This is a genomic window from Methylobacterium sp. D48H, from assembly GCF_053345715.1.
Genome location: NZ_JBKFAP010000002.1, coordinates 473,967 through 485,623, shown reverse-complemented (window position 1 = coordinate 485,623; position 11,657 = coordinate 473,967). Strand labels below are relative to the sequence as shown.

Sequence of the window (11,657 nt, the reverse complement as noted above, 5' to 3'; positions counted from 1 at the left end):
GTGTCTCAGTCCCAGTGTGGCTGATCATCCTCTCAGACCAGCTACTGATCGTCGCCTTGGTAGGCCGTTACCCCACCAACTAGCTAATCAGACGCGGGCCGATCTTCCGGCAGTAAACCTTTCCCCATAAGGGCGTATCCGGTATTAGCCCTAGTTTCCCAGGGTTATTCCGAACCAGAAGGCACGTTCCCACGCGTTACTCACCCGTCCGCCGCTGACCCCGAAGGGCCCGCTCGACTTGCATGTGTTAAGCCTGCCGCCAGCGTTCGCTCTGAGCCAGGATCAAACTCTCACGTTGAAGAGATTGATCTGGCCGATCACCTATATTCTCAGACGGAGCCTCACATCGACCAAGTGCCAGACGCTTCACAGCGCCAGAACACCCGTCGGTGAGCTCAGAAAGAAGAACAACAGATCGGCACAAGTCTACTCACGCCAGGTCCTAAGACCCAGCCGCAAGGACAAACGCCGCCCGCGTCTCCCTTCCTCATTCCAACTTGTCAAAGAGCGCCTCAGTCGCCTGAGGCTCATGAGGCAAACAGAAGACCGCCCGGCAATCCCGCCGGCCAATCCCGCCGTTTGTCAGAAGATGGCTCAGCGCCCGGTCCACTTCCGCGGCCGGCGCCGATGAGCCGGGGTATAGAGCCGCCAATCCGGGCCGTCAACACCCTTTTTGCCGGCCGGCTCGGCGAACCACCCGTAAGCCTGGCGGTGGATGATCGCGGTCTTTCCCGCGCCGGGGCTGGCGCTCGGGAGCAGCACGCCTCAATCTCGACACGCTGGGTCGTGAGATGAGATTGCCGGGCGCGGATGTCGCCTCCGGTATGGTCGAGCCCGGCCTCAGCGCCGCGGATCCCGCGGGAACGCCCGTTCGCCATCGTCTTCTCAGGGCCTTCGAGTGAAGCGCGAGCGACTCAAGATCGGCGACGTGGCCGCCCTCCCCCCGGCACGCGGGGTGCACGAGCCTCTCGACCATCTCGGCGCGACCGCGACGCAGATCGACCGACGCGCCGTCAACCTCCGCTGGCTCTGCGCCAGCAGCCTCACCGGCCTGACCGGCGCCGGTCTGATCGCTGCGGCACTCCACGTGTCCCTCCAGGGCGACGTCTCCTTCGCGGCCATTCCCGAGAAGGCGGCGATCATGCCCCGCCCCCAGCCGAGCGAGAGCGGCGCCAACATCGCTCGCAAGGGCGACCGGCTGGTGCGCAACCTCATGATCGCCTCGGCCAAGCAGAGCTTCAAGGCGCCGGTCACGGTCCGCCTCGGCGACCGCGAGATCATCAAGGCCAAGGCCTTCGTGCGGCTGACGACGCCCCTGTCGATGACGACGGGCGTCTACGCCGCCGAGCCGCCCCGCTTCGACCCCATGAAGTTCGTCTCCGACGAGCCACTGGAGCGCGCACCGGACGCGTCCGCCGACGCCCCCAGCGCGGAGGTCACCGTGGTCAAGCGCGAACTCGCCGACGCTGCCGTTGACGCCAACGCGCCCGCCCTCAGCGACGACGACGTCACCGCGCAGGTCGAGGAGGAGCGCCGCATCGCCGCCGAGGCAGGGCGCCGCGCCGCCATCCCGATCGCCCCGCAGATCATGCTGTCGCGGACGCTCCAGCAGGGCGCGGCCGGCGACGGCGACGGTGCGGTGCCGAAGGACGCGAACCCCTTCAAGTCCATCGAGGTGCTGGTCGTCCCGGAGAACGTCACGAAGGTCGCCAAGGTCGAGCTGAAGGCCAACGAGGCGCCGCTCGTGGAGGAGCGCGATCTCGCGCTGAAGCGCGGCGAGACACTGGAGACCACGCTCAAGGCCACCGGCCTCGCGAGCGACGATGCCGTTCGCGGCATCGTCGCCGCGCTCGGGGGCAAGACCCGCACCGCTGCCCTCAACGAGGGGCAGCCGATGCGCGTCCAGGTCGCCCCCGGGCCCCGTCCCGGCGATCCCCGCCAGGTGACGCGCGTGGTGCTGTACGGCGAGAACGGCATCGAGGGCATCGCGGCCCTGAACGACCGCGGCGCCTTCGTGTCGGTGGCGCCCCCCGCCGAGGAGGCCCCCTCCCCCAAGGGACAGCCTCAGGCGGAGGCCGGCGAGGACGAGGACGAGGATTCCGGCTCCGGGCCGCGCCTGTACCAGAGCCTCTACGAGACGGCCGCGCGCCACGACCTGCCGCGGGCCACGGTCGAGGATATCGTCCGCGTCTTCAGCTACGACCTCGACTTCCAGCGCCGCATCGGCAGCGGTGACGGGCTCGACGTCTTCTACAGCACCGACGACGAGGCCAGCGCCGATCGTCCGGACCTGCTCTACGCGGCGCTGACGCTCGGTGGAGAGACCCGCAAGGTCTACCGCTTCCAGTCGCCGGACGACGGCACGATCGACTACCTCGACGAGCAGGGCCGGTCGCTGAAGAAGTTCCTGCTGCGCAAGCCCATCGCGGACGGGATCATGCGCTCCGGCTTCGGTTACCGCCGCCACCCGGTGCTGGGCTATGCCAAGCTGCATACGGGCGTCGACTGGTCGAACCCGATCGGCACGCCGATCATGGCGGCCGGCAACGGCGTGGTGATCCGCGCGGAGATGACCTCGGGCTACGGCAACCGGGTCGAGCTGCAGCACGTCAACGGCTACGTGACGACCTACAACCACATGTCGCGGTTCGGCCGCGGCATCCGCGAGGGCGTCAAGGTCCGGCAGGGCCAGATCGTCGGCTATGTCGGCTCGACCGGCCTGTCGACCGGCGCGCACCTCCACTACGAGGTGATCATCAACGGCCACTTCGTCGACCCGATGAAGATCCGCGTCCCCCGCGGCCGGGAGCTCGACGGGCGCCTGCTCGCCGACTTCAAGCGCCAGCGCGAGCAGATTGACGCCACCATGCAGAAGTCGAAGAGCGCCACGGCCCTCGCCCAGCGCGACGCGGCGGTCCGCTGAGAGCGCGCGCTGCCGTTCAGGCGAAGCCAAGCCGGGCGCGGACAGCCTCGGGCGTCGCGCCGGCCTGCCGAAGGTCGGCGAGGGATCGCGAGCCGCGCGACTTGGCCAGCTTCTCGCCCCCGGTATCGAGCAGCAGCGCGTGGTGGCGGTAGCGCGGGACCGGCAGGCCGAGCAGGGCCTGCAGGAGCACGTGCAGGTCGGTGGCCGCCTCGAGGTCGCGGCCCCGCACCACGTGGGTGATCCCCTCCGCCGCGTCGTCGTGGACCACGGCGAGGTGGTAGCTCGTCGGCACGTCGCGCCGGGCGATCACCGCGTCCCCCCAGCGTGCCGGATCCGCCGCGACCCGGTGCGCGCCGGCCGCTTCGAAGGCGACGTAGCCGTGGGTCGGGCCGGCGCGGCGCAGGGCGGCCGCCATGTCGAGCCGCCAGGTATGCGGGTCGCCGCGGGCGATCCGGTCCGCGGCCGCCGCCCGGTCCAAGTGGCGGCAGGTGCCGGGATAGAGCGGCACGCCGTCCGGATCGCGGGGGCCGTCGCCGCCGGAGGCGACGCGCGCCCGGATCTGGCCGCGTGAGCAGAAGCACGGATAGGCGAGCCCGCTCGCGATCAGCCCGTCGAGGGCGACCCGGTAGGCCGCCATGTGCCGGGACTGGCGCCGCACCGGTTCGGGATAGGTCAGCCCGAGCCAGGCGAGGTCGGTGACGATCCCGTCGACGAAGTCCGGCTTCGAGCGCGCGGGATCGATGTCCTCGATCCGCAGGCGGCAGACGCCCCCCATCCGGGCGGCGAGGTCCGCGTTGAGCAGCGCCGAGTAGGCGTGGCCGAGGTGCAGCCGTCCGTTCGGGCTCGGCGCGAAGCGCAGCACCGGAGCCGCGGCGGTCACGGACCGGTCCGGCAGATCACCCGTCCCGGCGGGTCAGGCACTGCGGCGCGCCGGGCTGGCAGGCGATCCCGGGCAGCGAGCAGGCCGGTCCCTCCGCCAGGCGGCGGCAGACCTTGCAGCCGTCGGTCCACTCGAGGCAGGCCGGATCGTCGGCCGCCGACACCGCCGGCGACGCGTGCCGCGCCGGCGCCAGGGCGCCGATGAGCACGGTGGCGATCACGAGGACCGCGATGCCCCAGGCGGCAAGCGCGCCGCTCGACGAGCGCGGTGCGGGCGACGGAGGGCTGACGGTCGACATGGGCCTCCTGTTGGCGCGGGACCCGCCCGCCTGTCAACGCGCGCTCAGGCGGCCCGCGCGGATCGGCGCTCCAGCAGCGGCGGGAGCAGCTTCAGATTCAGCGGCTTGGCCAGGAACCCGTCGAAGCCGGCCGCCCGGGCGGCGACCTCGTCCTCCCGGCCGGCATTCGCGGTCAGCGCGACGAGGTGGAGGCGGTCCGCGCCGCCCGCTTCGGCGGCGCGGATCCGCCGGGCGGTCTCGTGCCCGTCGAGGCGGGGCATCCGCACGTCGATCAGCGCGAGGTCGAAGGGGCCGTCCGTCTCCAGCCGCGCGAGGGCCTCGAGGCCGTCGACGGCGTGGATCACCGTGGCGCCGAGGCGCTCCAGGGCCCGGGTCGCCAGCAGGGCGTTGATCGGGTTGTCCTCGGCCAGCAGGATCCGCAGGCTGGAGCCGACGCGCGCCGGCTCCGCCGCCGGCGCGGCCGCGGCCTCGACCGGGCCCGTCGACGCGAGCAGGCGCTCGAACAGGGAGCGCGGCCGGACCGGCTTGATCAGGTAGCCGTCGAAGCCCGCCGCGCCGGGGGACCCGAAGCCGCGCCGGTCGAACGGCGAGAGGAGCACGAGGCTGGTGCGGACCCCGCAGGCGCGGGCCGCGTCGGCGATCTGGCGCACCGCCGCGTCGCCCAGTGCCCGGTCGGCCAGCACCGCGTCGAAGGCCGCGCCCGACAGGGCGTCCAGGCCCGATTCCAGGCTGTCGACGATCACGGTGGCGGCCCCGGCCCGGGACAGGCTGCGGGCGAGGTACGGGGCCTGGAACGGCGAGTCGGCGACGATCAGACAGCGCCGCGGGGCGAGCGTAGGCAGCGGCGCGCGCCCGCTATCCTCGGCCGCCGCGACCTCGGCGAGCGGCAGCAGGACCCGGAAGGTCGAGCCCCGGCCGAGGCGCGAATCCGCCTCGATCCGCCCGCCCATGCGGGTCACGAGCCGCCGCGTGATGGCGAGGCCCAGCCCCGTGCCCTCGTGGCTGCGGCTCGCGCTGCCGTCGCCCTGCTCGAACTCCTCGAACAGGATCGGCAGCCGCTCCTCCGGGATCCCCGGGCCGGTATCCGCCACGGCGAGCACGACCTCGCCGCCGGTCCCGGCCCGCGCAAAGCTCAGGCTGACGCCGACGCCGCCGCGCTCGGTGAACTTGATGGCGTTGCCGGCGAGGTTGATCAGGATCTGCCGCACCCGGTCGGCGTCGCCCAGGATCGCGGCCGGGAAGTCCTCGGCCACGTCGAGGGCGATCTCGATGCCCTTGTCCTGGGCGCGGGGCGCCAGCAGCTCGACGATCCCCTCGGAGAGGGCCGGCAGGTCGAAGGGCTCGGCCGCGAGGTCCAGGCGCCCGGCCTCGATCCGCGAGAAGTCGAGGACCCCGTCGATCAGGCCGAGCAGCGCCTGACCGCTGGTGCGCACCGCCTCCACGTAGGTGCGCTGCTCGGGGTTCAGCGCGGTCCCGAGCACGAGATCGGCCATGCCCAGGATGCCGTTGAGCGGCGTCCGCATCTCGTGGCTCACGGTCGCCAGGAAGCGGGATTTGGCGACGCTCGCCGCCTCGGCGCGCTCCAGGGCCGCGTCGCGGCTGCGGATCGCCTCCACCCGCGCGGTCACGTCCCGGCCCGCCCGCAGCCAGTGCGTCGCGTCGCCGTGCGCCACCGGCATCTCCACGAAGGCGAACCAGCGCGCCCGCCCGTCCGCCGTCCGGACCTGCGCCTCCAGGCGGCGGACCCCGTCCGGCCCGATCTCCACGGCGTTCCGGTCGAGGATCTCGAGATCGTCCTGGGAGCCGATCAGCGCGATCGGCTCGCGGCCGAGGAGGCGGGCGAAATCCTCGTTGGCGTAGGTGATGCGCCCGCGGGCATCCCGCTGGACGATGATCTCGGTGGTGGCGGCCACCAGGGCGCGGTAGCGGTCCTCGCTCTCGCTGATCCGCCAGAGGCGGTCCTGCAGCCGCTCGGCCTCGCGCTCGGCGCGCCGCGTTCCGAGCCGGCGCCAGAGGGCGAAGGCCAGTGCGGCCGCGGTCAGGAGCGCCAGGACAGGCGCCAGCGTGTCGATCATTCCGGCCTCCCCGGCATCGGGCCGGTCCGCCGCAGGATCGCAGCCGAAGCTGAAGGCGGCGTTGGGAAAGGCCCTTAACCGCCGGTTGCGGACTTCGCGGAGTCCGCGGCGGAGTCCGCGGCGGAATCCGCGGCGGAGTCCGCGACGCGGCGCGGGATCAACGGTACCGTGCGGTGATCCGAGAAGCGGCTCGCGAGTTGCCTGCCAGGACGCAGGTCCGGACGGAGACGGTACATGCCCGGTGAGCACTACGACGTCATCATTGTCGGGTCCGGTCCCGGCGGCGGCACGATGGCGTGGCGCCTCGCCCAAACGGGCAAGCGCATCCTGCTGATCGAGCGCGGCGACTACCTGCTGCGCGAGCCGCGGAACTGGGACAGTCAGGCGGTGATCGTTGACGGCTACTACCAGGCCAAGGAGACGTGGTACTCGTCCGACGGCAAGAGCTTCCACCCCGGCCTGCACTACTACGTCGGCGGAAACTCGAAGTTCTACGGCTCGATCCTCTTCCGCCTCCGCGAGAAGGACTTCGCCGAGATCCGCCACCAGGACGGCGTCGCGCCGGCCTGGCCGGTCGGGTATGACGTCTTCGAGCCGTACTACCAGGCGGCCGAGGAGCTGTTCCACGTCCACGGCCTGCGCGGCGAGGACCCGACCGAGCCCTGGTCGACCAAGCCCTACGCCCATCCGCCGGTGGCGCACGAGCCGCGGATCCAGGAGCTGTTCGACAACCTGAAGCGGGCCGGCCACCACCCGTTCCACCTGCCGGTGGGCGTGCGGCTGGTGGAGAAGGACGGCCGCGCGGTGCCGACCTCGCCCTGCATCAAGTGCGAGTCGTTCGACGGCTTCCCCTGCCCCACCAACGGCAAGTCGGACGCGCAGACCATGGTGGTCGACCCCGCCCTGCGCGACTGCCCGAACCTGACGCTGCTCACCCGCACCTACATCGAGCGCCTCGTCACCGACGCCGCCGGCCGCACCGTCACGGGCGTCGTCGGGAACCGGGACGGCGCGCCGTTCGAGGCCTCGGCCGACATCGTGGTGGTGGCCTGCGGCGCCCTCTCCTCGGCGCTGCTGCTGCTGCGCTCGGCCAGCGACCGCCACCCGAACGGCCTCGCCAACGGGTCGGATCAGGTCGGGCGCAACTACATGCGCCACAACAACTCGACGGTGCTGGCGATCTCGAAGGTCCCGAACCCGACCCGGTTCCAGAAGACGCTCGGCCTCAACGACTTCTACTTCGGCGATCCGGACCCGAAGGATGGCTGGGACTTCCCGCTCGGCCACATCCAGATGGTCGGCAAGTCGGACGGCGCCCAGATCCACGGCGAGGGCCTGCCGGGCTTCCTGCAATGGTTCCCCGACAAGCCGTTCGACTGGATCGCCAAGCACTCCGTCGACTTCTGGCTGACTTCTGAGGACGTGCCGCTGCCGCAGAACCGGATCTTCTACAAGGACGGCAAGGTCCATCTCGACCTCACCGAGACGAACGTCGAGGCGCATAAGCGGCTCCGGCACAAGCTGCGCGAGATCTGCAGCTTCACCGACATCCACCCGCACCTGTTCGACCGCTCGCTCTACCTGGGCAAGAACGTCCCGATCGGCGGGACGGCTCACCAGGCGGGGACCCTGCGGTTCGGCGCGGATCCGAGGACGTCGGTGCTCGACACCAACTGCAAGGCGCACGAACTGGACAACCTCTACGTGACCGACGCCAGCTTCTTCCCGTCGATCGGCGCCGTGAACCCGACGTTGACCATCATCGCCAACGCCCTGCGGGTCGCCGACCATCTCGTCGCCCGGATGGGCGCCCGGGACGCGATCTCGCCGCCCCGGCTGTTCGACCACACCGAGCCGCGCGAGCCGCTGCCGGCCTGAGGACCGGCGGGGCGCGAACCATCGCTCTCCCCGGCTCGTCCCGAGGTGCCGGCACCGGACACACGTGATCGTCCCCGCGCGCCGACTGGCGCCGGGGGCATGGCCCGGGAGGCGAGCACGAGGGACGCGGGACGCCGCGGGAACCCAGGTGTCGGCCAAGTACGCGCGGGATCCGATCCCCGCGGCGCCCCGCGGCATCGACCGGGCATGGTCCCCGGCCGGTGCCGTCTGTCTCGTCGCGGCGTCTCCGACGTCCCGGTCCTGCGACTCCCCGTTAGCGGTCTCTGTCGAGGTGCGTGCACGCCGTGCCCGCACCTCCGGAACCCGCATCGGCGCCGTGGCCTTCCAGCCGTTCCCCGCCTCGTAGTGGGCAGGTCCGCAGGTCGCTCAGGGTCGGCCCAGAGGCGGGTCGGCGCGGGGGCATTTCCTCACCCCGCCGGGCACAGTGCCGCCCGGTCTCACGCCCGCGTCCGAGGCACGCCCCGCACCGGTCCGCCGCCCGAGGCGATGGCGGCTGAGAGCCACCGACGCGGGCGCCGCCCCGTTCCCGGACCCGCACGGTCAGCCACCGGGCGGGCCCCCGAAGGACGGCCCGGGATCGCTCCCGGGCCGCCGCGGACAGGTGCGGTCAGGAAGCACAAAATAGGAACATTGTCAAGGCAAACTGAGGCGCGCGCCGCGGTCGACGCGCACCTCTCCGTCATCGCGAGCGCAGCGAAGCGACCCAGGGCGGCGCAACATCGGCAGGCGTCGCGCTGCTGGATTGCTTCACTCCGCTCGCAAGGACGTCGGTGCCGAGAAACCATCGGCCGCGGGCACCGTCACATGGGCCGAGCCCTGCCGTCACTCCGGGACGCCGCGGCGCGACTTCGGGATGACGGGCAAGCCGTCTCATCTGCTATGTCGGCACTCCGACCCTCCACCGAACGCGACGCCCGTGGCCATCGACCATATCGATCTCAGCCGGATCGACCTGAACCTGCTGGTCGCCCTCGACGCGCTGCTCGACGAGCGCAGCGTCACGCGGGCCGCCGCACGGGTCGGGATCGGCCAGTCGGCGATGAGCTCGAGCCTCGCCCGCCTGCGCCGCCTGTTCGACGACGAGCTCCTGACCCGGGCGCCGGACGGGATGCGGCCGACGCCCCGCGCCCTGAAGATCGCCGAGCCGCTGCGCGCCACCCTCCGGCAGGTGCAGGCGCTGGTGCACCGGGAGGAGCGGTTCGACCCGGCCACCGTCGAACGCGTCTTCACGGTGAGCCTGCCGGACAGCGTCGAGGCGCTGCTCGGGCCGCGGCTGATCGCGCAGCTCCGGCGGGAGGCGCCCGGCATCCGGCTGCTGCTGCGCTCGGTCGACCGGACCCGGATCCTCGACGAGCTCGACGCCGACCGGGTCGACCTCGCCATCGGCCTGTTCTCGGAGGGGCAGCTCCACCACAAGCAGCGCCTCCTCTACCGGGACAGCTACGTGGTGCTGTTCAACGCCGCCCTGATCGGCCTGGAGCCGCCGATCGGGCTCGACGATTACCTGCGCTTCCCCCACGTGCTGACGTCCCTGCGCGAGACCGCCCACGGGGTCGTCGACGACGCCCTCGCGCTGATCGGGCGCTCGCGCACCCTGGCGGTGACGACCCCGCGCTTCCTCGTGGTCCCGTTCATGGTCCGCGCGGCGCCGGTGATCGCCACGATGCACGCCCGGCTCGCCACCTCCTTCGCCAGCGCCCTGGCGCTGAGCGTCAGCCCCGTGCCGGTGCCCCTCGACGACGTGCCCGTGTCGATGCTGTGGCACGCCTCCTACGACCACGACCCGGCCCACCGCTGGCTGCGGGACCTCCTGGTCCGGCTGGCCCACGAGCCGCCGGCGCCGGGCATCATCTGATACGCTTTCCGCTTGAACGCGACGGTCGAGGCATTCCGTGCCGTCCTCACTTCGCTCCGCTCGCGAGGACGGACGTGCGGACGGCATCGACCGGCCGCGAGCAGACCGCACCGTCACAGGCACGGATCCGCTGCGGCCTCCAGGCGGCCGCGCGCGATCGCCGCGCGGAACAGGGCGAAGTCGGCCGCATTGCGCTCCGCGTAGGCCGCGGCCCAGTCGGCGATCGCCCCGCTCAGGTCGTGGTGCTTGCCGCTGCCGCAGTAGCCGGCGATCGCCGCCGCGTCCCCGGTCCGCGCGTGGGCGCGCGCCAGCAGCGTCCCGTAGGCGTACGAGAAGGTCAGGAGCGGCGCGCCGGACATCCGCGCCAGCGGGATCGCGCCCTTCAGGTTCTTCATCTGGCGCACGTAGAACGGCCGGCCCGCGATGCTGGTCCAGCCGAGCAGCGGGTCGCCCACCGCCTGGAGCAGGCGCTGGCCGTAGATCACCCGCTCGCCCTCGTGCCCGGAGAACGGCGCCGGCACGCCTGGCAGGTACGGCGCGTGCGCCGGTCGGACCGCCTCCTTGACCTGCAGGAAGAGCGCGTCGGCGTCGGAATTGCCGAACAGCAGGGCGAGGTAGGCCCGGGTCCCGACGCTGCCGACGCCGACGACGCGGTGGGCGACGTCGACCACGTGGTAGCGGTCAAGCATGAAGCGCCGCTCCCGCGGCAGGGTCTCGGCGTAGCGCTCCAGGCCGGTGACGACGCCCTCGCGGGTCGCCGCGTCCACGGGCGTCAGGATCGGCGCGTCGGTCTGCAATTGCCAGGTGCCGTCGGTGCGCCGCTCGGCCACCTGGGCGAGCAGGCTGCGGTTGTTGCGACGCCGCGCCTTGTCGACCGCCCGGCGGACCACCGCCCGGGCCTCCGCGTTCATTTGGAGCCCTGCGATGTGCGGGCCGTCGGCGCGGGTCGTCTGGTACCAGACGTCGAGGGAGCCCTGCGGCGCGAGGCGCCGCATCGTGTGCTGGTAGCCGGAGACCGCCTCCATGACGGCCGCCCGCCGCTCGCCTGCCGGCAGGCCCGCGTCGTCGGCGGCGATCGCCAGCCCGGCCGCGAGGCGCTTGAGGTCCCACTCCCACGGGCCGATCGTGACCTCGTCGAAATCGTTGAGGTCGAGGACGATGTCGCGCTGCGGCGTGCCGAACAGGCCGAAATTGTCGGTGTGCGCGTCGCCGTTCATCACGACGTCGATGCCGCTGCGCGGCCCGCGCGACAGGTCCCAGGCCATGACGTGCGCGGCCCCGCGCAAGAACGCGAAGGGCGAACTCGCCATCCGGGCGACCCGCAGCGGGATCAGGTGCGGCTGGCGGCCCGCGTGGGCGGCCTCGATCAGGGCGACCGGGTCGGGCCGGTCGGGATCGGAAGCCAGCGCGGCCTGGCCCGCGTGGGGCACCTCGGCGCGCAGCCGCTTGCCGGCCTTGCGCCGCTTGTCCCAGGCCTCGACGCCCGCGCGGAGGTCGATCCGCGGGAAATCGGCGACCGGTGCCAGCACCGAGTCCACGGCCGGGGCATCCGCATCCCGGTCCCCCGGCGGCACGGTCTTGTCGCTCTCGATGCGATCCATCGCTGTTCCATCGCGGCAGCCGGGTCGGCCCCGCCGGTGCGCTCGACCGGCCCGAAGCCGGGGCGGCGGACCGCACGTTAGCATCCGGCCGGCTCTGTGACGTCACGGGCCCGGACGGCCCTTGAC

The 11,657-nt window shown here is 72.2% G+C and carries 7 protein-coding genes and 1 rRNA gene; 3 read left to right on the top strand and 5 right to left on the bottom strand.

Annotated elements, in window-relative coordinates:
- A 16S ribosomal RNA gene (locus ACLBX8_RS08675) occupies nucleotides 1-298 on the bottom strand; the annotation flags it as partial.
- A gap of 600 nt (nucleotides 299-898) precedes the next feature.
- On the opposite strand from ACLBX8_RS08675, the gene ACLBX8_RS08670 reads away from it, so the two are divergent.
- Nucleotides 899-2,923: a M23 family metallopeptidase gene (locus ACLBX8_RS08670; RefSeq protein WP_091927400.1), complete on the top strand. Its 2,025-nt coding sequence runs from the start codon at nucleotides 899-901 to the stop codon at nucleotides 2,921-2,923.
- 16 nt (nucleotides 2,924-2,939) lie between these two features.
- Here the strand turns inward: ACLBX8_RS08670 and gluQRS are convergent, their stop codons facing one another.
- The 3 genes from gluQRS to ACLBX8_RS08655 are packed head-to-tail and all read right to left on the bottom strand — an operon-like array spanning nucleotide 2,940 to nucleotide 6,176.
- Nucleotides 2,940-3,803: a tRNA glutamyl-Q(34) synthetase GluQRS gene (gene gluQRS, locus ACLBX8_RS08665; protein ID WP_447701306.1), complete on the bottom strand. Its 864-nt coding sequence runs from the start codon at nucleotides 3,801-3,803 to the stop codon at nucleotides 2,940-2,942.
- A 16-nt stretch (nucleotides 3,804-3,819) separates the two neighbouring features.
- Nucleotides 3,820-4,101, bottom strand: a complete 282-nt coding sequence (locus ACLBX8_RS08660; RefSeq protein ID WP_100253865.1) for a hypothetical protein — start codon at nucleotides 4,099-4,101, stop codon at nucleotides 3,820-3,822.
- Between the two features lie 44 nt (nucleotides 4,102-4,145).
- The gene (locus tag ACLBX8_RS08655; protein ID WP_447701305.1) at nucleotides 4,146-6,176 is read right to left on the bottom strand and encodes an ATP-binding protein; all 2,031 of its coding nucleotides are present in this window, start codon (nucleotides 6,174-6,176) and stop codon (nucleotides 4,146-4,148) included.
- Nucleotides 6,177-6,410: 234 nt separating this feature from the next.
- On the opposite strand from ACLBX8_RS08655, the gene ACLBX8_RS08650 reads away from it, so the two are divergent.
- Nucleotides 6,411-8,054, top strand: coding sequence for a GMC oxidoreductase (locus ACLBX8_RS08650; protein WP_447714978.1), 1,644 nt, complete (start codon nucleotides 6,411-6,413; stop codon nucleotides 8,052-8,054).
- 937 nt (nucleotides 8,055-8,991) lie between these two features.
- The gene (locus tag ACLBX8_RS08645) at nucleotides 8,992-9,930 is read left to right on the top strand and encodes a LysR family transcriptional regulator (protein WP_020095076.1); all 939 of its coding nucleotides are present in this window, start codon (nucleotides 8,992-8,994) and stop codon (nucleotides 9,928-9,930) included.
- A 113-nt stretch (nucleotides 9,931-10,043) separates the two neighbouring features.
- On the opposite strand, the gene ACLBX8_RS08640 is transcribed toward ACLBX8_RS08645, so the two are convergent.
- Nucleotides 10,044-11,531, bottom strand: coding sequence for a DUF2252 domain-containing protein (locus ACLBX8_RS08640; RefSeq protein ID WP_447701331.1), 1,488 nt, complete (start codon nucleotides 11,529-11,531; stop codon nucleotides 10,044-10,046).
- Between the last annotated feature and the right edge of the window lie 126 nt (nucleotides 11,532-11,657).

What these genes read in the sequence shown, in the direction of transcription:
- ACLBX8_RS08655 (WP_447701305.1), bottom strand. Translation starts at nt 6,176, where the DNA reads ATGATCGACACGCTGGCGCCTGTCCTGGCGCTCCTGACCGCGGCCGCA.
- ACLBX8_RS08640 (WP_447701331.1), bottom strand. Translation starts at nt 11,531, where the DNA reads ATGGATCGCATCGAGAGCGACAAGACCGTGCCGCCGGGGGACCGGGAT.
- ACLBX8_RS08650 (WP_447714978.1), top strand. Translation starts at nt 6,411, where the DNA reads ATGCCCGGTGAGCACTACGACGTCATCATTGTCGGGTCCGGTCCCGGC.
- ACLBX8_RS08660 (WP_100253865.1), bottom strand. Translation starts at nt 4,101, where the DNA reads ATGTCGACCGTCAGCCCTCCGTCGCCCGCACCGCGCTCGTCGAGCGGC.